18 protein-coding genes and 1 other RNA gene are annotated in these 21,655 nt (G+C 63.5%); 17 read left to right on the forward strand and 2 right to left on the reverse strand.

The genetic code is table 11. The annotated features are described in order from the left end of the window. Positions 1-213 precede the first annotated feature (213 nt). The 8 genes from JV18_RS0100610 (at position 214) to JV18_RS15350 (ending at position 7,130) form a co-directional block, all read left to right on the forward strand. Positions 214-2,736: a chemotaxis protein CheA gene (locus JV18_RS0100610; RefSeq protein WP_033072955.1), complete on the forward strand. Its 2,523-nt coding sequence runs from the start codon at positions 214-216 to the stop codon at positions 2,734-2,736. Continuing rightward, complete coding sequence (locus tag JV18_RS0100615; protein ID WP_033073021.1) at positions 2,729-3,166, forward strand: chemotaxis protein CheW; 438 nt, start codon at positions 2,729-2,731, stop codon at positions 3,164-3,166. Before JV18_RS0100610 ends, JV18_RS0100615 begins: the two co-directional genes overlap by 8 nt. 66 nt (positions 3,167-3,232) lie before the next feature. Beyond that, positions 3,233-3,607 carry a response regulator gene (locus tag JV18_RS0100620; protein ID WP_033072956.1) on the forward strand — a complete coding sequence of 125 codons (375 nt, stop codon included), beginning with the start codon at positions 3,233-3,235 and terminating at the stop codon, positions 3,605-3,607. Between the two features lie 83 nt (positions 3,608-3,690). Beyond that, complete coding sequence (gene cheB / locus JV18_RS0100625; protein ID WP_235302698.1) at positions 3,691-4,734, forward strand: chemotaxis-specific protein-glutamate methyltransferase CheB; 1,044 nt, start codon at positions 3,691-3,693, stop codon at positions 4,732-4,734. Then, positions 4,734-5,588 (forward strand): CheR family methyltransferase, encoded by an 855-nt coding sequence (locus JV18_RS0100630; protein WP_033072958.1) that lies wholly within the window; start codon positions 4,734-4,736, stop codon positions 5,586-5,588. Before cheB ends, JV18_RS0100630 begins: the two co-directional genes overlap by 1 nt. A 69-nt stretch (positions 5,589-5,657) precedes the next feature. Continuing rightward, positions 5,658-6,347, forward strand: a complete 690-nt coding sequence (locus JV18_RS0100635; RefSeq protein WP_033072959.1) for an N-acetylmuramoyl-L-alanine amidase — start codon at positions 5,658-5,660, stop codon at positions 6,345-6,347. Positions 6,348-6,508: 161 nt separating this feature from the next. Continuing rightward, positions 6,509-6,895: RNase P RNA component class A (gene rnpB, locus JV18_RS14520), an RNA gene on the forward strand. Between the two features lie 79 nt (positions 6,896-6,974). Next, positions 6,975-7,130, forward strand: a complete 156-nt coding sequence (locus JV18_RS15350; RefSeq protein WP_160174152.1) for a hypothetical protein — start codon at positions 6,975-6,977, stop codon at positions 7,128-7,130. Positions 7,131-7,160: 30 nt separating this feature from the next. On the opposite strand, the gene JV18_RS0100640 is transcribed toward JV18_RS15350, so the two are convergent. Both JV18_RS0100640 and JV18_RS0100645 read right to left on the reverse strand, forming a co-directional pair. Continuing rightward, on the reverse strand, positions 7,161-7,658 hold the full coding sequence (locus JV18_RS0100640) for a GreA/GreB family elongation factor (RefSeq protein ID WP_033072960.1): 498 nt from the start codon (positions 7,656-7,658) through the stop codon (positions 7,161-7,163). A gap of 4 nt (positions 7,659-7,662) precedes the next feature. Beyond that, a complete protein-coding gene (locus tag JV18_RS0100645) occupies positions 7,663-9,696 on the reverse strand; it encodes a lytic transglycosylase domain-containing protein (RefSeq protein WP_033072961.1) in 2,034 nt (677 codons plus the stop codon). A gap of 100 nt (positions 9,697-9,796) precedes the next feature. On the opposite strand from JV18_RS0100645, the gene dapA reads away from it, so the two are divergent. The 9 genes from dapA to JV18_RS0100690 all read left to right on the forward strand — a co-directional run bounded on the left by dapA (position 9,797) and on the right by JV18_RS0100690 (position 21,440). Further along, complete coding sequence (gene dapA, locus JV18_RS0100650) at positions 9,797-10,687, forward strand: 4-hydroxy-tetrahydrodipicolinate synthase (protein WP_033072962.1); 891 nt, start codon at positions 9,797-9,799, stop codon at positions 10,685-10,687. 81 nt (positions 10,688-10,768) lie between these two features. After that, positions 10,769-11,254 (forward strand): SsrA-binding protein SmpB, encoded by a 486-nt coding sequence (gene smpB / locus JV18_RS0100655; RefSeq protein WP_033072963.1) that lies wholly within the window; start codon positions 10,769-10,771, stop codon positions 11,252-11,254. Beyond that, entirely contained in the window at positions 11,251-11,880 is a 630-nt protein-coding gene (locus JV18_RS0100660; RefSeq protein ID WP_081944630.1) for a DUF2062 domain-containing protein, read from the forward strand. Before smpB ends, JV18_RS0100660 begins: the two co-directional genes overlap by 4 nt. Before the next feature lie 126 nt (positions 11,881-12,006). Further along, entirely contained in the window at positions 12,007-14,037 is a 2,031-nt protein-coding gene (locus JV18_RS0100665; protein ID WP_033072964.1) for a M13 family metallopeptidase, read from the forward strand. 117 nt (positions 14,038-14,154) lie between these two features. Beyond that, positions 14,155-16,494, forward strand: a complete 2,340-nt coding sequence (locus JV18_RS0100670; protein WP_033073023.1) for a hybrid sensor histidine kinase/response regulator — start codon at positions 14,155-14,157, stop codon at positions 16,492-16,494. Beyond that, positions 16,491-16,847 carry a response regulator gene (locus tag JV18_RS0100675; protein ID WP_033072965.1) on the forward strand — a complete coding sequence of 119 codons (357 nt, stop codon included), beginning with the start codon at positions 16,491-16,493 and terminating at the stop codon, positions 16,845-16,847. Before JV18_RS0100670 ends, JV18_RS0100675 begins: the two co-directional genes overlap by 4 nt. 111 nt (positions 16,848-16,958) lie before the next feature. After that, positions 16,959-18,035: a recombinase RecA gene (gene recA, locus JV18_RS0100680; RefSeq protein WP_033072966.1), complete on the forward strand. Its 1,077-nt coding sequence runs from the start codon at positions 16,959-16,961 to the stop codon at positions 18,033-18,035. A 307-nt stretch (positions 18,036-18,342) separates the two neighbouring features. After that, on the forward strand, positions 18,343-20,997 hold the full coding sequence (alaS, locus tag JV18_RS0100685; protein WP_033072967.1) for an alanine--tRNA ligase: 2,655 nt from the start codon (positions 18,343-18,345) through the stop codon (positions 20,995-20,997). Further along, positions 20,994-21,440, forward strand: a complete 447-nt coding sequence (locus JV18_RS0100690; RefSeq protein ID WP_144243829.1) for a hypothetical protein — start codon at positions 20,994-20,996, stop codon at positions 21,438-21,440. Before alaS ends, JV18_RS0100690 begins: the two co-directional genes overlap by 4 nt. Positions 21,441-21,655 lie beyond the last annotated feature (215 nt).

The raw sequence follows: 21,655 nt of genomic DNA on the forward strand, positions 1-21,655 counted from the left end.
CATTATTATCAATGATTTAACTTGCATCGACTTGATTTTCACCGGGGTTTCCGCGCGGGAAAGCTGAAGGGGTAGCGCGCTGCGGCGGTCCCTTGGCGGTGGATGCCGCCCCGAGGGGGGCAGTTTTCCTCCTTTTTTGACAAGGCGGTAAAAGTCTTTTTAACCATTATCGGTCAGGGTGACGGCTCGATATCGAGGCGTGCCAGGACCGCAATGGACGATCTGCTGAACGATTTTCTCGCTGAAACAACCGAAATCCTCGCAGAGGCTGGCGGGGCGATTGTGGCGTGGGAAGCCGATCCGGCGGATCGGACGCAGTTGGACGCGATTTTCCGCCTGTTGCACACGATCAAGGGCAGTTCGGGCTTTTTGCCACTGCCGCGCGTCACCGCCCTGTCGCATGCTGCCGAAGATGCGCTGGATCAGGTGCGGCGCGGCGCGCGAACCGCAACCCCCGCGCTGGTGAGCGCAATATTGGGAATTGTCGACCGACTGAACAGCCTGTGCGATGCGCTCGGCGATCAGGGCAGCGAACCGGCGGGCGATGACCGCGCGGTAATCGCGGCGCTGGATACGGCCGATGCTGCCGACGCTGCGGCGGAAGCGCCGCCATCGCTGGCACAGCCGGAGGAGCCGCAGGCGATGCCCGGCGATGCGGCCCCGGTAGAAGTCGCGGGCATTCCGCTGCGCCGCGAAGATGATCTAGCGGGCGAGACGCAAAGCTGGCGCTCGATCCGCGTGCCGCTGCAATTGCTCGATTCGGTGATGACCGGGGTGACCGACATCGTGCTCGCGCGCAATGAATTTGCCCGGATGCTGCGCGAATCGGGCGTTGATCCGGCGATAATCGGGGCGTTCGATCGCTTGTCCGATTCGATCGCGGCGATGCGCCAGTCGGTCAGCCATATGCGGATGCAGCGCATCGACAAATTATTCGCGCCCCTGCCGCGCATCGTGCGCGATCTGGCGCGCGATCTGGGAAAGAAGGTTCATTTCGAAACGACCGGCGGCGAGGTCGAGCTGGACCGCGAAATGATGGAGAATATCCGCGACCCGCTGATCCACATCATCCGCAATGCCATCGACCATGGGGTGGAGCCGCTGGAAGACCGGGTGAAGGCGGGAAAGAATATCACCGCGACCCTGTCGGTGTCGGCGCGCCAGTCGGGCAATCAGATTGAAATTGCGGTGCGCGACGACGGGCGCGGCCTGTCCCCCGATAAAATTGTCGCCAAGGCCGTGGGTGCGCAATTGATCAGCGCTGCAGAGGCGCGTCAGCTGAGCATGGAAGACAAGCTCGACCTGATTTTCCGCCCCGGATTTTCCACCGCATCGCGCGTTACCGAAGTGTCGGGGCGCGGGGTCGGCATGGATATTGTCAAAGCCAATATCGAGAAGATCGGCGGCGTCGTCGAATTGCAGAATGACGAAGGATGCGGGCTGGCCCTGATCCTGCGCGTGCCGATGACGCTGACGATCATATCGGGGCTGATGCTGCGCGCGGGCGGATATGATTTTGCGGTGCCAAGAGGCGCAGTGCGCGAAATTTTGCTGGAAAACAGCGATACGGTGCGGATCGACCGGGTCGGCGGCGGCGAAGTCGCGACCATTCGCGGCGAACGCTATCCCTTGTTGCGGCTCGAAACGGTGCTGGGATGCGGCGATACGCCCGGTCCCGATGTCGATGCGGACGAAGAAGAGGAAGACCGGGCCATCGTCGTGGTGCGGCCAAGCCAGGGACAAAGCTATGCGTTGAGCGTGGCGGCGATCCATGATCAGGAGGAGCTGGTGATCAAGCCTGCTGCGCCGATGATCATGGCGACGGGGCTTTATGCCGGAACCACCCTGCCGGATCATGGCCGCCCGGTGCTGTTGCTGGATGTTCAGGGATTGATCGGCGCGGCCGGGATCGACGCCAGCGAGGCGGGGCGCAACGCGCTTCGCGAAGCGGACGCGGTCGCCGATAGCGGCGAGGATCTGGACCGGGCGCAATTGCTGTTGTTCGAAGAAGAAGGCTGCGCCCTGCGCGGCGTACGCCTGTCGGTCGTCGAGCGCGTCGAAGATATAGCCGCCGATGCATTTTTCATGACCGGGGGCCGGGTCGCGGTTCGGATTGGCGAGGATATATTGCCCGTCCATGCCGCGAAAAAGCCCGAGGGGCCGGCGAACGTCAAACTGCTGCGGCTTTATGACGGCCGCTCAGCGCTTTGCTATCCCATTGCCACCATCCGCGATATCGTGCGCCTTCCGCTGGATATGCAGCCCGCGCCGACGCCGGGAACCATTGCGGGGGTCACGCTGGTTTCGGGCGAGCCGGTGGAGTTGATCGATCCCCATTGGCTGATGGCGCAGCATGTGCAGCCGATCCGCGAGGGCGCCGCCGGACAGCCGCTTTGCCAGCTGCTTGACGATGATGATGGCTGGGGCGAGCATTTCCTCGCGCCGCTGCTTCGCGCCGCAGGCTATCGGGTGGAGCGCATCCGGCCCGAAACCGGGGAAAGCGCGACCGCCGCTGAACGAGCCGCCGCCGCGCCGCGGCCCGATATTCTCCTGTCGCTGACCGATGAAGGAAGCGATGCGGCGCGCGATGCCCCCGGCCCGGATGTGCCGGTGATCCGCTTGCGCAGCAGCGCGCTGCCGGCAGGACCCGAGGATCAGAGCGTCTATCGTTATGACCGCGCCGCCCTGTTCGAAGCGCTGGGTCGCCATGTCGGGCGAGGGCGCGGTCATGGATAAGCTGTATCTGATCGCGCGGATCGCCGATACGCGCGTTGCGCTGCGCTCGCGGGCCATTCATTCGGTCGTGTCGGTTGGCACCCCGGTGCCGGTTCCCGGCGCCCCGCCGCATGTCGCCGGGCTGTTCGCCCTGCGGAGCCGGGTCTTTACGCTGATTGACCCGCATGTCGTGGTCGGGCTGCCGCCAATCAATATATCACCGGGCCAGCGGGTCGTTTTGGTGGAGGTGGCGGGTCATGGCTATGCCTTGCTGGCCGATGCCGTCGAAGACGTCTGTTTCATCGACGCCGAAGAAACGCGAATCGCCAGCCGATTGTCGGACGGCTGGGCCCAGGTGGCCGATGCCATGATCGAACATGATGGCGCGTCGCTGCTGGTGGTCGATCCATCGGGCTTTGTCGCACTGCCGGCCATGCGAGTCGCAGGATAGTTTCATTAACGGGGTGAACACTCATTTGCTTTAGTGGCAGGTGATCCAGGGGGTCGGAGTAAAGAAATGTCGAAAAGCTGCTTGGTCGTCGATGACAGCAAGGTCATTCGCAAGGTCGCGCGTCACATATTGGAAAGCATGTCCTTTGCCGTGGAGGAAGCGGCCGACGGACAGGAGGCCCTGAGCTTTTGTCAGGCGCACAGGCCCGATGTCATCCTGCTCGACTGGAATATGCCCGTCATGAGCGGAATGGAATTTCTGGGCGCTTTCAATGACTTGGACTATGGACGAGACGAACGCCCGCGAGTCGTTTTCTGCACCACCGAAAACAGCATGGACCATATTCGTGCGGCAATCGAAGCCGGGGCGGACGAATATGTGATGAAGCCGTTCGATCGCGAAACGCTCGAAGGAAAGTTGCAACTCGTCGGCGTCGCCTGAGGCCCGCCATGTCCGTTGTCCAATCAAGAATTCCTGAATCAAGCCCGGCGCCTTCCCCCGGCAGCGGGCGTGCGGTGCGCGTCATGCTGGTCGACGACAGTCTGGTCGTCCGCAGCATTTTGGAAAGGATCGTCCAGCAAAGACCCGAACTGGAAGTATGCGCCTCGGTCCCCTCTGCCCAGGAGGCGCTGGCCTATCTCGACCGCGAGCCGGTCGATGTCATCATCCTCGATATTGAAATGCCCGGAATGACGGGCATGGATGCGCTGCCCCATATCGTCGATCGGGCGGCCAATGCGCGCGTGCTGATCCTTTCATCCAATTGCGTGGAAGGTGGACCGGCGGCGATTGAGGCGCTTTCGCTTGGCGCGAGCGATACGCTGGCCAAGCCGGGGCGCGGCAGCTTTGCCGGGCGTTTTGCCGAAACGCTGACCGAGCGCATCCTGTCGCTGGGGCAACGCCCGCAACCCCTGCCGCTGCGCTCGCGCCCCGCTGCGGGGAAGGCCGCCACCCCGGTCGCAATGGCCGCTGCCGAACATCAGCGGCTCGATTGCATCGCCATCGCCGCTTCGACCGGAGGCATCCCGGCCTTTGCGACATTTCTGGCCAATCTCGACCCCCGCACCACTGCCCCGATCCTGTTGACGCAGCATCTGCCCGCGGCCTTCATGGAATATTATGCGCGTCAGATCGCGACGCTGACGACGCGCAAAGTCTGTGTGGCGGAATCCGGAATGGCGGTGGAGCCCAATCATATCTACCTGGCGCCGGGCGATGCCCATCTGATGGTGGTGGTCAATGGCCGCCGCCGCGAAATTGCGCTCGACCGGCGGCCGGTCGATAATGGCTGCTGCCCCTCCGCCGACCCGATGCTGGCGTCGGTCGCCGAAGCCTACGGCAGCGGAGGCGTCGCGCTGATCCTGTCGGGCATGGGCCGCGACGGCGCGCGCGGCGCGGCGCGGGTCAAGCAGGTGGGGGGCGCGGTGTTCGCGCAGGCGCCCGAAACCTGTGTCATCTGGGGAATGCCGGGCGCCGTCGCCAAGGAAGGCATTGCGAACGCGACGCTGAACCCCGATGCCATCGCCTTGTTGCTGCGAAGTTTCCAGAGCAGGCGGCCCCGCCCGTGATGGGAGGACATGGCAGCGGCTCGGCCTATCGCATTTTGATGAAAGTGCTTGAATCCTGCACCGGGCAGACGCTGGCGCCGGGGCGGCTGTGGCGGATCGAAATGTCGCTGGGGCCGATCATGCAGCGGCACGGAATCGCCGATCTCGATACGCTGGTGGCCGAACTGGTGCGCGCCGAAAACCGGCGATTGCTCGATGCGACGATCGGCGCAATGCTGAATAATGAAACCTTCTTTTATCGCGAGCGCAGCCTGTTCGACGATATTGGCGGGCCAGCGCTCGACCATTTGCGCGCGGTGAAGGAATCGCAACGCCGCCTGACCATCTGGCATTGTGGTGTATCGACCGGGCAGGAAGCCTATTCCATGGCGATGCTGCTGGCGGAGCAGGGGGAAAAATGGGCGGGATGGCAGGTCGACATCGTCGGCACCGACGTCAGCTCGCAGGCCATCGCGCGCGCGCGGGTCGGGCTGTACAGCCAATTTGAAATCCAGCGCGGCCTGCCGATCAAGCAGATGGTGCGCTGGTTCGACCAGACCGAGGGCGGATGGCTGGCCAAGGCGGACTTGCGCCGCCGCGTCCATTTTTCGGTGCAGAATATGCTGACCGACCGGCCGCCCCTGTCGGAGCCGGCCGATTTGATTTTCTGCCGCAATCTGCTGCTATATTTTGCGCCGCCGATGCGCCGGGAGGCGTTTCGGAAATTGCGGGCGTTGGCGCCGCCGCACAGCCTGCTGGTGCTGGGTGCTGGCGAAACGGTGATCGGGCAGACCGAGGATTTCGTCGCGAGCACACGCTTCCGGGGCTTTTACGAGCCTGCGTCCACTGACGCTCGATGTTCGGCGGCGGCCTGAGCTTGCTTTTTCGCAGGGGCTGGCCCAAGCGTGACCGGGTCGGAACGTTTGGAGACGGGCGATAACGGAATGAGCGATTATATCGAACGCTGGTCCCCCAATTGCGATGAGCGCAGCCTGCCCGTTTCGATGATTGTCCTTCATTATACGGGGATGAAAAGCGGGGCCGAGGCCATCGACCGGCTCGCCGACCCCGAGGCGAAGGTATCGGCGCATTATGTCGTGAGCGAAGACGGGCAGATCACCCAAATGGTGCCCGAGGACAAGCGCGCCTGGCACGCCGGACGCTCGCACTGGCGCGGGATCAGCGACGTCAATTCGGCGAGCGTCGGGATCGAGATCGTCAATCCGGGGCATGAGCATGGCTATGTGCCCTTTCCCGGTCCGCAAGTCGCGTCGGTTGTGCGGCTGGTTCATATGATCAAGGACCGCTATGCGATCACGCGCGGCAATGTCGTGGGCCATTCGGATATTGCGCCCGCGCGCAAGCAGGACCCCGGTGAGCTTTTTCCGTGGGACGAGCTGGCGCGGCGGCGGCTGGCCCTGCCGCGCCCGACCAAAAATCTGACCGATCCCCTGTGGACCGATGCGGGCTTTCTGCTCGCGCTCGAACGCTTTGGCTATGACGTTACCGATGGTTTTGCCGCGACCGTGGCTTTCCAGCGCCGTTTCCGGCCCGAGCTGATCGACGGGACGATCGACGGCGAATGCCGGGCGATTTTGCTCGCGCTGCTCCTGCCCCAGCCGCAGGGCAGTTGAGCGGGGCTGACTCTCTTCCGACATTTACTTCATAGCTGCGCCGTCGTCGTGGATCCCGGATCAAGTCCGGGATGACGAGATTGCGCAAATAAACGTCCGCGGCCCTACCTCGCCTTACAATCGCTCGCCATCCCTCTTCATCGGCGCTATACTCGCACCAGCCAGAGGGTCGGGCGATCGCCGCTTTCGCAAGAAAGGGGAGGAAAGTCCGGGCTCCACGGAAACCACGGTGCCGGATAATGTCCGGCGGCCTTGTGCAAGCAAGGTCAGGGAAAGTGCCACAGAGACAAGGTCGCCAGGGCTTCGGTCCGGCGAAAGGTGAAAGGGTGCGGTAAGAGCGCACCGCGCGGCTGGCAACAGGCGCGGCCAGGCAAACCCCACCGGGAGCAAGGTCGAATAGGGATGGCACGGGCTTCGCCCAGGGCTGGTTCCGGCCCCGCCGTCCGGGTTGACTGCTTGAGCCTGCGGGTAACCGCAGGCCTAGAGGAATGATCGCCCATTCCCTGCAAAGGGGTGGACAGAACCCGGCTTACAGACCCTCTGGCACCGCTCTCCCCCTCGACAAGCGGAACCGCGCCGGTTCCGGCAACGTTATGTGGTGAAGAGTTTCGCAAAAGGAGACGCGATATGAAAGTCGTCGACGAACATGTTGAAGTCACGGATGAAGAAGCGACATCCGCGGTCAAGGGCCATGGCGTGCGCTATGTACTCGCCTTTTCCCTGCTGGCGGCGGTGATCATCCTGTCGGCGATCTGGATCGTGCCCGCGCTGCTTCAGCCCTGAAGGTCTGACCCAAAACGCCTGCGGACACCCTCAGCTTGACGGCGCGTCCGGATAGGTGATGGCGATGACTTCCCATTCCTTGGGTCCGGCGGGTAGCACCACGGTGCGAAGGTCGCCGATCGCGGCACCGCGCAGCGCGCGGGCGAGCGGGCTGTTCCAGCCGATCCGGCCTTCCCCGGCGTCTGCCTCATCATCGCCAACCAGCGTGACATGGCGGCGCGCATCCTCCTCATCGGCGAGTTCGACGCTGGCGCCGAACCAGATGCGGCTCTTGTCGGGCTGGGCCGCGGGATCGACAACGCGCGCGGCCTTCATTCGCCGCGCCAGAAACCCTAAACGCCGGTCGATTTCGCGCAGCCTTTTGCGGCCATAGATATAATCGCCATTTTCGCTGCGATCGCCATTGCCCGCCGCCCAGCTGATCACCTCGACCAGCCTGGGGCGTTCGTCGCCGAGCAGCGCGTCATATTCGGCGCGCAGCGCGGCGAAGCCCGCCGGGCTGATGATATTGGCCTTGGCCCCTGGCATATGTTTATCCGGGCGTGGTCTTGCCGAGATAAAAGCTGAGCGGCGTGGCCGGCAGGCGCCGGGTGCCGCTGTGCAGCGTGTCGTAAACCACCGCATTTTCGAGCACGCGCTGGACATAATTTTTCGTCTCGAAAATCGGGATCGCCTCGATCCAGTCGAGAATGTCGACGCTGCCGGTGCGCGGGTCGCCATTGGCGCGCAGCCATTTGTTCACATTGCCCGGCCCGGCATTATAGGCGGCGACGGCAAGCGGATAGCTGCCGCCATAATAGCGCAGCATCTGCTGAAAATAGGTCGAGCCCAGCGTCATATTATAATTGGTGTCGCTGGTGAGTGCCGAGGCGTCATAGCCCAGCCCCAGCTTGCCCGCGACTTCGCGCGCGGTGCCGGGCATAAGCTGCATCATGCCGCGCGCGCCCGCATGGCTGATCGCTTCGCGGTCGAACTGGCTTTCCTGCCGCGCGATGGCGTGGATGAAGGTCCAATTATCCTCATGCCCCGCAGGAACACGCACGGTGGGAAAGCCCGCGACTTCGACGGCGTCGAGGCTGTTCGCCTGTGCGCTGCGCCCGATCATCACGCCCAGGTCGGGGCGACCGATAGCCGAGGCAAGCTGGCCCGCCAGCACATGATCGGCGGGCGTCTTGGCCTTTTGCGTGAGCGCGCGCAAAAATTGGGATTGTTCGCGCCACGCGCCAATTTCGCCCAGAACGCGCGCCGCGCGGACGAGCCGGTCATCCTCAAAGGCGCGCTTTTCCTGTTCGCTGACGGCAATGGCGGGGGTTGTCCGCGGCTTTGGCTGGGGACGGTTCAGCCTTTCCAGCGACAATTGTCCGTAAAACTGGTCATAATGTTCGCCCGCATCGGCAAATTCACGCTCGGCGCCGCTGCGGTCGCCCGCAGCAAGCAGCGCGCGGCCCGCCCAATAATAGCCCTTGGTCCGCGTCTGCGCCGAACGCGCGGCGTCGCCATAAGCTCGGAATAATTTGGCGGCTTCCCTGGGGCGGCGCAAATCCTTGAGCGCGATCTGACCTGCCAGCCAGGCGAGCGAGGTATAATCGTCGCGCACGCCAAGCGGGGCATCGCGCACCGCCATATCGGCGGGCAGCGCATCGTCGAGTTTGCTCGCGATGTTATAGGCGGTTGATTTGTCGCCGCCGCTGTCCGCTTGCCGCGCATTGGTGAGGAGGGTTTCGAGCCATTCCTCGGCATTGAGCGGCGGGGCCTTGAGATTGCGCGGCGCCATCAGCAGCGCGCGGGCTTCGCCGACGCGGCCCGACCGGCGCAGCCACGTCGCCTTTGCGGTGATGTAGCCTGCATCGGTGCGCGTCAGCGTGGGATCGGCGGCCTCGACCGCGGCGGCCTGCATCGCGGCATCGACCGCGCCCGACCGCATGGCGAGGCGGGCGGAGAAAACCGGCCGCTTGGCGGGCGAGGTGAAGCCGAGCTGGCGTGCAGCGGCAGCGGTATTGTTCGACCACAGCAGCTTGTCCATCCGCGCATCATGGTCCGCCGATGTCAGCGCGCCGGGAAAAAGGCTGAGAATCTGGCTGACTTCGGCCTCGTCGAGCGCGCCGCCGGTCCAGGCGCGGCGCACCGCGGCATTGGCTTCATCACGCTGGCCGCGCGCGTTGAGCGCGACCGCATAGCGCAATTCCCCGCTGGGCGTGGTCGGCGGATAGGCAGCAAAATAGGCGAGGGTGCGCGCCGGGTCGAAACTGCCGAGCGCAATCGCCTTTTCAGCACGCGCGCGCATCTTGCTGGCGTCGGGCCAGTCGCGATTGGCGAGGAGGAAACGCGACAGTTGGTCGAACGACGCATTGTCATTCTGCGTCAGGCGGCGCCATTCCATCACCGCATCGGCCACCGAACTGGAGGCGGGCGGCGGCGATACGCTGGTGGAGGCGAGCCCCATCTGGGCGCGATACCAGGCCATTTGTTCGGGGGTAAGCTCGCTTGCAAGGGCCGGGAAAGGCAGCAAAAGGGCGGCCGCAAGAGCCAGGCGAGAAATGGGGGGGAGCGAGATCATGGCAGGCATGATAGGGGCAAACTCCTTGCAGGCAGCTTAATAGGCGTCCATGAGCGGGCGCGTCGCCTGATCCTATCGGGGGCGGCCAGAAGTTGTAAAGGAGTGCAGCATGTTTTCGGGGTCGATTCCTGCCTTGGTAACGCCATTTCGCGACGGAGCCTTCGATGCCTCCGCCTTTGCGCGTTTCGTCAAATGGCAGATCGACGAGGGATCATCGGCACTGGTCCCCTGCGGCACCACGGGGGAAAGCCCGACTTTGGGCTTTGGTGAGCATTATCAAGTCATTGACGCCTGTCTGGAGGCCGCTGAGGGGCGGGTTCCAGTGATCGCCGGTTGCGGGTCCAACGACACGGCGACGGCGATTCGCCATATGCGCCATGCCGAGGCGGCAGGTGCGGCGGCGGCGCTTATCGTCGCGCCCTACTATAACCGGCCGACGCAGGAAGGAATCATCGCCCATTATCAGGCGTTGGCCGATGCGAGCGACCTGCCGATCGTCGTCTATAATGTGCCGGGGCGCACCGTGACCGACATCCAGCCGGAAACCCTGGTTCGCCTTGCCGACATCCCCTCTATCGTCGCCATCAAGGATGCGAGCGGCGATCTGGGGCGCGTGACCCAGCATCGTTTGGGCGCGGGCACAGATTTTTGCCAGCTTAGCGGCAATGACGATCTGTGGCTGGCCCATGCCGTGCTGGGCGGCGTCGGCTGTATTTCGGTGACCGCCAATGTCGCCCCGCGCCTGTGTGCCGATTTTGCCGCTGCCTGCGCCGCGGACGATTGGGATCATGCCCAGGCGATGCACGAACGGCTGTTTTCGCTGCACCGCGCAATGTTCAGCGACGCTTCACCCGGCCCGGCCAAATATGCGCTGACGCGCATCCACGACTGGTTTCCGGGCGATGTGCGCTCGCCGATCCTGCCCGCCTCTGCCAAGGCGCGGGAGGTGGTCGACACCGCCCTTGCCGCAGCGGGCCTTGCCGCAGCGGGCGTCAAATAGCATCAGGTCCGTCACCGCGCACCGGAGAGATTCCCGGAAGCGGTGCGTTTGAGATCGCAGAAGGTTTATTCCAGGTTTTTCATGGCTCGTCCGCAATCCGCTGCTGAATTCGACAAAAAGAAGGTCGTCGCCGAAAACCGGCGCGCACGTTTCGACTTTGCCGTCGAGCAAGTGTTCGAGGCGGGCATCGCCCTGCAGGGGACGGAGGTCAAATCCCTGCGCTTTGGCGAAGGGACCATCGCTGAAAGCTATGCCGAGGTAACGGGGGGCGAGGTCTGGCTGATCAACGCCAATATTCCCGAGTTCAGCCATGGAAACCGCTTCAACCACGAACCCCGGCGTCCGCGCAAATTGTTGCTGACCGCGCGCGAGATCAACAAGCTGCACGCCGCCGTCATGCGTCAGGGCATGACGCTGGTGCCGCTGAGTGTCTATTTCAACAGCCGGGGGCGGGCCAAGGTCGAATTGGCGCTGGCCAAAGGCAAGAAGGCGCATGACAAGCGCGAATCGATCAAGGAACGCGACTGGAAGCGCGACAAGCAGCGCTTGCTGAAGGAGCGGGGATGACGGGCGGTGCGCCTCGCAAGCCCGGGCAGCGGGACAAGGCAGCGGTGATGAACTGGATCCGCCGCCATTCGCCCACGCGCGAGGAATTGCTGGCGAGCCGCTTTATCCGGCCCTTTGCTCACCGGGTGGCGCACAGCCATTTGTGGCGGTTTACCCGGACGTCGGTGCCGCGCGGCACGGCGCTGGGATTGTTCGTCGGCATTTTCTTCCTGATTCCGGGCATTCAGATATTGGGCGTCGCGCTGCTCGCGCTGCCGTGCCGGGCCAATATCCCGATTGGCGCGGCCATGACCTTTTTGTCCAACCCGGTAACAACCCCCTTCATCATTGCTGCATCGGTATGGCTGGGCGATCGCATGTTCGGCCTTCACGCCAATGTGGCGACCTTTTCGGCGATGATCGAAAGCGGGGCGAGCATCGGCCAATGGGCGCGTTGGCTTGTGTCCGATGCGGCGCCTGCGCTGATCGCGGGATTATTCGTCATTTCGGTGGTTTCAGCTGCGGTCGGCTATGTGCTGGCGGCCTTGTTTTGGGACAATTGGATCCGGCTGCGCTGGCGGAAGAAAATGCGTCGCCGCCGCGACGAACGACTTGACGTTTCGACGAGCGACACATCGGCTGGTTGAACCGGGCCAAGCGCGGCCTATAGCTTTTCCCATTGCAATATTGCGCCTTCGCCCAATGGAGAAGGCGGGTTTGATGATTCAAGACTGGGGAAGAGCATGACGCCTATCAAGAAAAGTTCGCGCCTGATGGCCACAGCCGCACTTGCCGCGCTGATGCTGGGAAGCACCGCCGCCGGAGCGCGCGACAACGCTGTGCCCGCGAGCCAGCAGCAGCCCGCCTTGGCGCCTGAACTCGGCAGCTTTGGCTTTGACACGAGCGGCATGGACCGGAGCGTCCATCCCGGCGATGATTTCTATGCCTTTGCCAATGGCGTCTGGGCAAAGAACACGCCGATTCCGGCCGACAAATCCAATTATGGCATGTTTACCGCGCTCGCCGACCTGTCGCAGACGCGCACGCGCGAAATTTTGGACAATGCCAAGGGCGATCAGGGCAGCATGATCGGCCGCGCTTATACGTCCTTTCTGGATCAGGCGACGGTCGAGGCCAAGGGGCTCGCGCCGATCCAGCCCTGGCTCGCCAAGGTGCGCGCTGCCGACAAGGCCAATCTCGCCAGCCTGCTCGCCGAGGCCGACCGCAATGGCATCCAGCATTTCTTCGGCGGCTATGTCGGGCAGGATGATAAGAATCCCGACAGCTATATCTATACCATGTTTCAGGGCGGCATCGGCATGCCCGACCGCGATTTTTACCTGAAGGACAATGAGCGCAACGCCAAGTTGCAGGCGGCTTATCTCACGCATTTGCAGAATGTGCTGACGCTGGCGGGTGAGGCCAATGCGGCGGCGCGCGCCAAGGCGATCTATGATTTCGAAAAGCAGATTGCCGCGGTTCACTGGGACAAGAATGACAGCAGCGACGCGACCAAAACCTATAACAAGATGCATGTCGCCGATCTGGTGAAAGCGGCGCCGGGGTTCGACTGGGCGGGCTTTTTGCGCGGCATTGGCGTCAAGGAAGACACGCTGCTGGTATCGCAGCCGAGCGCCTTTACCGGCGAGGCGAAGCTGCTGGCCGAAGCGCCGGTAGGGGTGATCCGCGACCTGCTCATCGTGCGCAGTCTCGACAGCTTTGCCGATGTGCTGCCCGATGCGGTGGCGAAAGAGAATTTCGCCTTTTACGGCACGGCGCTGTCGGGCACGCCCGAAATGCAGGAGCGGTGGAAGCGCGCGGTCGATTTCACCACCGGCAATCTGGGCGATGCGGTCGGCAAGGATTATGTCGCCAAATATTATCCGCCTGAAACCAAGGCGGAAATGGACAAGCTGGTCAAAAATGTCCTCGCCGCCATGGGGCGCCGCATCGACGCGCTGACGTGGATGCAGCCCGAAACCAAGGCGAAGGCGCAGCAGAAGCTCGCCAATTTCACCACCAAGATCGGCTATCCCGACAAGTGGAAGGATTATGGCGCGCTCGAAATCCGCAGCGACGACCTGTTCGGCAATACGCTGCGTTCGCGCCAGTTCGCGCATGACGATAATATCAGCCGCCTGGGCGGACCGATCCGCCGCTGGGAATGGCTCATGACCCCGATGACGGTCAACGCCTATGCCAATTTCGGGATGAACGAGATTGTCTTTCCCGCCGCGATTCTCCAGCCGCCCTTCTTTGACCCCCATGCCGATCCTGCGATCAACTATGGTGGCATCGGCGCGGTGATCGGCCATGAAATCAGCCATCATTTCGACGATCAGGGCGCGAAATATGACCAGAATGGCCGGCTTGCTGACTGGTGGACCGAAGCGGATGTGAAAGCGTTCGAGGCGGCGAGCGAGGCGCTGATCGCGCAATATAACGTCTATGAAGTGCTGCCGGGCGAGCATCTCGACGGCAAGTTCACACTGGGCGAGAATATCGGCGACCTCGCCGGGCTGACCATCGCCTATGACGCCTATAAGGCGTCGCTGGGCGGCAAGGAAGCGCCGGTGATCGACGGGATGACCGGCGATCAGCGCTTCTTCCTCGGCTGGGCGCAGGTGTGGCGGCGCAATTATCGCGAGCAGAATCTGTCGCAGCGCATCACGACTGACCCCCATTCGCCCTCGATCCAGCGGACTTGGGTCTCGCGCAACCTCGACCCTTGGTATAAGGCCTTTGGCGTGACGTCGGAGCGCGAACTCTATCTCGCCCCGAAGGATCGCGTCCGTATCTGGTAACGCCCAAGGGAAAGAGTTGCATTGACCGCGCAAAGCCTGCCTTCCGCTGAGCATGATATCGGTAGGGGGGCGGGCCCGGCAGCCTCCGTCGGTGCGCCGCATCTGTCGCGCGCCGATATGGCGCTGGTGGCGGGACTGGCGTTTTTTTCGCTGCTGCTGCTGTTCTGGCTGACGCGCGACCCGTTGCTGACCGGCGGGTTTTTCGCCGGTCTTGCGGTCGCGGGCGCCGGCGTGCTTCTGGTGCGGCGCCTTTTTCCGCCCGGCACGCAGGGGGAGGCGGCGGCGCCCGACTGGACGATGCTGCGCCAGGCGGTCGATCATGACGATATCGCCATTGCCGTTACCGACCGTGCCGGACGGCTGGTGTGCGCCAATGATTTGTTCGCGAGCTGGGTGGGCGGGTTTATCACCCCGCCGGGCCTGCCGCTGGAAGGGCGCGGCGCGGATCTGTTGAAAGATGCCGGGCGCGCGGCCTGGCGCGACGGGGAAGGCCGCGTCGACGAGGCGCGGCTGGGCACGCTCAAGCTGCGCGCGCACATATTGCGCGCGGGCCAGGGCGATGATTATCTCGTCTGGCGTTTTTCAGCAGTGGAACGGCGCGACCCGGCAGCTGAGATCATGCGTCATCTGGAAGGGGCGATGGGCACGCTGCTGGGGCAGGCGGGTGTCATGGCGGCGCTCGTCAGCGCCGAAGGGCGCCTGAGGGTCGCCAATCAGGCGTTTCTGCTGCGCGCGCTGGGCGAAGGCGATGCCGCCCATTATGCCGGGCGCGACGTCGCCGCGATGCTGCGCATCGATGAGGCCGGCGGGCTTTATTTTGCGCGCGAAGGCGACCGGGCGACGCCGCTGCGCATGGTGCAGATTCCCTTGGTTCCCGGCGACGACCATGCCCCGCTGGCGATCGCGCTGCTGGACGAGGAAATGGGGCCGACCGATCGCGGCACTGCCCAGGCCTATGTCGAAACCTTGCTGTCGCTGCTGCCCTTTGGCTTGGCGATGGTCGATCGCGATGGCCGATTCCTTTATATGAACCGCGCCTTCACGCGCGCAGCGGGGGTGAGCGAAGGTCCGATGCCGCGCTATCCCGGCGATCTGGTGGTGCCCGAAGACAAGGGGCCGCTGGCGGACATGATCCGGCGTCACAGCAGCGGGCAACAGGTGGGCGGCGATTTGTCGATCCGCCTTGCCGGACTTGCCGATGATCCGGTCTTGATGCGGGTCGTGGGCGTGCGCGGGCTGGGCGAGGCGGCGGTGCTGCTGAGTCTGAAGGATTCGAGCGAGGAATCGCGGCTGAAGCGTCAGGTGGCGCAGCAATCGAAAATGCAGGCGGTGGGACAGCTTGCGGGCGGAGTTGCCCATGATTTCAATAATATACTGACCGCTGTTCTGGGAAGCTGTGACCTAATGCTGATGCGTCATACTCCCGGCGACAGCGATTATGACGATATTCAGCAGATTCGCAGCAACGCCAATCGCGCCGCGAGCCTGACGCGCCAGCTTCTCGCCTTTTCGCGGCAGCAGACCTTGCGTCCGCAGATATTGCAGCTGCCCGATGTCATTTCCGAAGTGTCGCATCTGCTCAAGCGCCTGATCGGCGAAAGGGTGGAGTTGCAGGTGCGCCACGGACGCGGCCTTGGCCCCGTGCGCGCGGATCCCGGCCAGCTGGAACAGGTGATCATCAATCTGGCGGTCAATGCTCGCGATGCGATGGCGGGCGACGGGACGCTGACCATCGAAACCTATCCGGTTTCGGCGTCGGAGGTGCGGCAATTGGGCAATGAATTCATGCCGCCCGCCGATTATAGCGCGCTGAAGGTGAGCGATACCGGCTGCGGCATCGCTGCCGATGTGCTGCCCAAGATTTTCGAACCCTTTTTCACTACCAAGGATGTCGGCAAGGGAACGGGGCTTGGCCTGTCGACCGTCTATGGCATCATCAAACAGTCGGCGGGCTATATTTTCGCCGACAGCAAGGCGGGCGAAGGAACGAGTTTTACCATCTATCTGCCCGTTCACCACGCCGCGGACGAGCCCGCGGCCAGCCCGCCGCCCAAGGCGCGCAAGAGCCAATGGGGAAGCGGAACCATTTTGCTGGTCGAGGATGAGGATATGGTGCGCACCGTGGCGGAACGCGCGCTGACCCGCGCGGGTTATAGCGTCGTCACCGCCTCGCAGGGCGAGGAAGGGCTGGAGCGTTTTGAAAAGATGGAGAAGGTCGATTTGATCATCAGCGATGTCGTGATGCCGACGATGGACGGCCCGACAATGGTGAAAGCGCTGCGCGGCCGCCGTGCAGACCTGCCGGTACTTTTCATGTCGGGCTATGCCGAAGAGCAGCTGCGCCAGTCGATCAACATCGACGATGTGGCCTTTCTGCCCAAACCTTTCTCCGTGGTGCAATTGACCGAGGCGGCTTCGGCGGCGCTCGAAGAGGCGAGGTTGAGAAAGTCGGTATGAGCGGCGACCCCCGTTTCCTGATCGTCGAAGATGATGTACTCATTTCGATGATGCTGGTCGATATGTTCGAGGCATTGGACATGCCCGAACCCGCGCAGGCCGTCAGCCCCGCCCAGGCGATCGAGATTATCGGCGGCGAGGAAAGGCTGGCGGGCGCGCTGATCGACATTAATCTGGGCGAGGAAAAGGGATGGGCGGTGGCCGACGCACTGGCGGCCCGCGATATCCCCTTTGCCTTCACCAGCGGCGGCGGCGACGTTATTCCGGCCGAACATGCGCATCGCAAACTGGTGACCAAACCTTTTCGAGTCGACGATATCCGGCAGATATTGCAGGATTTTCTCCTTCCCTGACGGTGTGGCGGCGCAACATTGTTCTCCCCTTGTTCTTTGCGAACAAATACGGTACATGGGGTTCAGCGTTGCGATAGGACTGCCATCGCTCTAGAGCAGGAAGGGACGGTCATGGCCGGACAATTGTCACTCGTCGACTTGGGGAAATCAGTGAACGGAACAGACAGGCAGAAGGCGCTCGACGCCGCGCTGGCGCAGATTGATCGTGCTTTCGGCAAGGGGTCGGCGATGAAGCTCGGTTCCAAGGAAGCCATGCAGGTCGAAGCCGTATCGACGGGCTCGCTGGGGCTCGATATTGCGCTGGGCGTCGGCGGGCTGCCGCGGGGCCGCGTGATCGAAATCTATGGGCCGGAAAGCTCCGGGAAAACGACGCTCGCGCTGCACTGCATTGCCGAGGCGCAAAAGACCGGCGGGACGGCGGCCTTTGTCGACGCTGAACATGCGCTCGACCCCGTTTATGCGCGCAAATTGGGCGTGGATATCGACGAGTTGATCGTGTCGCAGCCCGATACCGGGGAGCAGGCGCTGGAAATCGTAGATACGCTGGTGCGTTCCAACGCCATCGACGTGCTGGTGGTCGATTCGGTCGCCGCGCTGGTGCCGCGCGCGGAAATTGAAGGCGAAATGGGCGACAGCCATGTCGGGCTTCAGGCGCGACTGATGTCGCAGAGCCTACGCAAGCTGACCGGCTCGATCAGCCGTTCGCGCTGCATGGTGATTTTCATCAACCAGCTGCGCATGAAAATCGGCGTGATGTATGGCAACCCCGAAACCACGACGGGTGGCAATGCGCTGAAATTCTATGCGTCGGTGCGCCTCGATATTCGCCGGACGGGTCAGATCAAGGATCGCGACGAAATCGTCGGCAATACGACGCGCGTGAAGGTGGTGAAGAACAAGGTCGCACCGCCGTTCAAGCAGGTCGAGTTCGACATCATGTATGGTCAGGGTATTTCGAAGATCGGCGAGATCCTCGACCTAGGGGTCAAGGCCGGGCTGGTTGAAAAAGCGGGCGCCTGGTTCAGCTATGATTCGGTTCGTATCGGACAGGGGCGCGAAAATGCGAAAAACTTCCTGCTCGAAAATCCCGAACTGCGCGAGCGGCTGGAAGCTGCCATTCGGGGCCGGACCGAAGCGGTGGCCGAAGAAATGATGGCCGGGCCGGATAACGACAGCGACGAGGATTAAGTCACAGCTTTCCGGCCGGTTTTCCCTTGGGGAGGCCGGCCGGCTAACGGCGGCGGGTTCCTTGCCCCTTGATACTGCGGATATGTCCACAGGATCGGCCCGCCCGCCGTTCTTGCCTTTTTGCTGACCTTGGTGCGCTTTCTGCATGTCGGCAGGCGTCTGACGGGCGGCTTCGGGGGCGTGTTTTCGAAATTTTGCGGGGCGCGGGGCCTCGATGGCAGGCAGGGCCCGCTAAACGGGAGGGGCAATGGCGATTATCGACGTTTCCCGACTTGTCGCATGGGGGGAAAGCCCCTAATTCGCGCGCATGACCTCGACCAATGACATTCGCCGTTCCTTCCTCGATTATTTTGCCGGGGAGGGGCATCATGTGGAAGCATCGGCGCCGCTGGTGCCGCATAATGACCCGACGCTGATGTTCGTTAACGCGGGCATGGTGCCGTTCAAAAATGTCTTCACCGGTCTGGAAAAGCGCCCCTATGACCGCGCGGTATCGTCACAGAAATGCGTGCGAGCGGGCGGCAAGCATAATGACCTCGACAATGTCGGCTTCACCGCGCGCCACCACACATTTTTTGAAATGCTGGGGAATTTTTCCTTTGGCGATTATTTCAAGGAACAGGCGATCCACCATGCCTGGACGCTGATCACCGGCACCTGGGGCCTGCCTCCCGAAAAGCTGACCGCGACCGTCTATCATACCGATGACGAGGCGTTCGATCTGTGGCGCAAGATTTCGGGCCTGCCCGAAGAGCGGATAATTCGCATTCCGACGAGCGACAATTTCTGGTCGATGGGCGACACGGGACCGTGCGGGCCGTGCAGCGAAATCTTTTATGACCATGGCGATCATATCCCCGGCGGCCCCCCGGGATCGCCCGATGAGGATGGCGACCGCTTCGTCGAAATCTGGAATCTGGTGTTCATGCAATATGAGCAGCAGGCCGATGGCGTGCGCAGCGACCTGCCGCACCCCAGCATCGATACCGGCATGGGGCTGGAGCGTATCGCGGCGGTGATGCAGGGCGTCCACGACAATTATGACACCGACACCTTCAAGGCGCTGATCGCTGCCTCGGTCGATCTGACCGGCGTGCCCGCCGATGCGGCGCGCAAAGCGAGCCACCGCGTGATTGCCGACCATCTGCGCGCGGCGAGCTTTTTGATTGCCGACGGGGTGCTGCCGTCGAACGAAGGGCGCGGCTATGTGCTGCGCCGGATCATGCGCCGCGCGATGCGGCACGCGCATCTGCTGGGGGCGCAGGACCCGCTGATGTACCGGCTGCTTCCCGCGCTGACGACCGAAATGGGGGCGGCCTATCCTGAGTTGATCCGCGCCCAGCCGCTGATTGCCGAAACGTTGGAGCGCGAGGAAAGCAAATTCCGCCAGACGCTCGACAAGGGGCTGCGCCTGCTCGACGAAGCGACGGGCGGGATGGACAAAGGCGCGGTGTTGCCCGGCGATGTCGCCTTCAAACTCTATGACACTTACGGCTTCCCTTATGATCTGACCGAAGACGCGCTGCGTGCGCAGGGCATTGGCGTTGACCGCGAAGGCTTTGACGCGGCGATGGCGCAGCAAAAGGCGGCGGCGCGTGCGGCGTGGAAGGGCAGCGGCGAAAAGGCGTCGGATGAAATCTGGTTCGACCTCGCCGAAGCCAAGGGCAGCACCGAATTCACCGGCTATAGCTCGACCGAGGGCGAGGGCGAAGTGATCGCCATCGTCAAGGATGGCGCGAATGTCGGGGCAGCGGAGAGCGGCGACAAGGTGGTGATCCTGACCAACCAGACGCCCTTTTACGGCGAGAGCGGCGGCCAGATGGGCGATGCCGGGACGATCAGTACCGCAAGTGGGCTGAAAGCCGTTGTGGCCGATACGGGCAAGCCGCTGGGCCGGTTGCACACGCATCAGGCGACCATCGAAAGCGGGCGCGTCGCGATCGGCGATACGGTGCATCTGAGCGTCGACGCTGAGCGCCGCGACCGGATTCGCGCCAATCACAGCGCGACGCACCTCCTGCATGCCGCGCTCCGCAAGAAGCTCGGAGAGCATGTGACGCAGAAGGGCAGCCTAGTGGCGGCCGACCGTTTCCGCTTTGACTTTTCGCACCCCAAGGCGCTGACGGGCGAGGAAATCGCCGCGATCGAGGCTGAGGTGAACGCGCATATCCGGACGAATGAGCCGGTAACGACCCGGCTGATGACCCCCGACGATGCGATTGCGGCGGGGGCGATGGCGCTGTTTGGCGAGAAATATGGTGATGAAGTGCGCGTGCTGAGCATGGGCCGCGCCGATGACGCCAGCTATTCGGTGGAGCTGTGCGGCGGCACGCATGTGCAGGCGCTGGGCGATATCGCCCTGTTCAAGATCATCAGCGAAAGCGCGGTGTCGTCGGGCGTACGGCGGATCGAGGCGCTGAGCGGCGAGGCGGCGCGGCAATGGCTGCTGGCGCGCGACGAGGCGCTGAAGACTGTTGCGGCGACGCTGAAAACCTCGCCCGAAGAGGTGCCCGCGCGCGTGGCGGCGATGGCCGATGCGCTGAAGAAAGCCGAGCGCGAACTGGCCGAGGCGAAAAAGACGCTCGCGCTGAGCGGCGGTGGGGGCGGCGGCGGCGGCGCGAGCGGCGGCCCGGCGATTGAAGAGATTGGCGGCACCAAATTTCTGGCGCAGGTCGTCGAAGGGCTGGACCCCAAGGGGCTGCGCGGCGCGGTCGACGATATGAAGCAACAGGTTGGCAGCGGCGTCGCGATGCTCGTCGCGGTCAATGATGGCCGCGCCTCGGTCGCGGTCGGCGTCGCGGGTGATGCCAGCGCCAATGCGGTCGATCTGGTCAAGCTCGCCGTGGCGGCGCTGGGCGGACAGGGCGGCGGCGGCCGTCCCGACATGGCGCAGGGCGGCGGCCCCGATGGCAGCGCGGGCGACGCAGCGGTCGCGGCGGTCAAGGCGGCGCTGGCGGCGTGACGATGCGCGCCGCGCTGACAGCCATGCCCTTGCTGTTGCTCGCGGCCTGTTCGGGCGGGGGCGATGATCCGGCGACCTCTGCCGAGGGCTGGGAGATTGCGCCGGGCACTTATGGCAATGTTGTCATGGCTGATAGCAGCGATTCCTATCAGGGCGTCGAGCTGCGCCTGCCCGAAGGGAGCGAGAGCGAGACGGTCGAAATGGTCCGCTGCGATGGCTGGTGTGGACAGGTCGAGCGCCAGCCCGTGCGGCGCGGGCTGAACGGGCTTTCTTTCGCTTTTCATATCGGCGAGCGGACCGTCGATGTCGCGCTGACCCCCCATGGTCCCGACCGGATCGAACTCACCGCCGATTGGGGCGAGGGGGTGACGTCGCAGCCGCTGCTGCTGCTGGAGCAGCCCGTGGGACTGGCGGCGGCGCATGGCAAGCCGCCTGCTGAATAAGCGCCCCGGGGCCGAAGTTTCAGGCTGTTCGGGGTTATTATCATTGGGATTAACTTTTGTCCCGGCGAGGGCCGGGTTCGGACAGGGCAGAGCTAGGGTGCGTGCACCCCGGTTATCGCCGGGGTGCATCTGTCACATCGGGGAGAGTAAAGGGGGCAAGCTGGGTCGGGATTGGCCGCTTGCTGGAGATTGCTTCGCCCGGCGTTGCCGGGCTC

This window comes from Sphingopyxis sp. MWB1 (assembly GCF_000763945.1).
Taxonomy (GTDB): Bacteria; Pseudomonadota; Alphaproteobacteria; order Sphingomonadales; family Sphingomonadaceae; genus Sphingopyxis.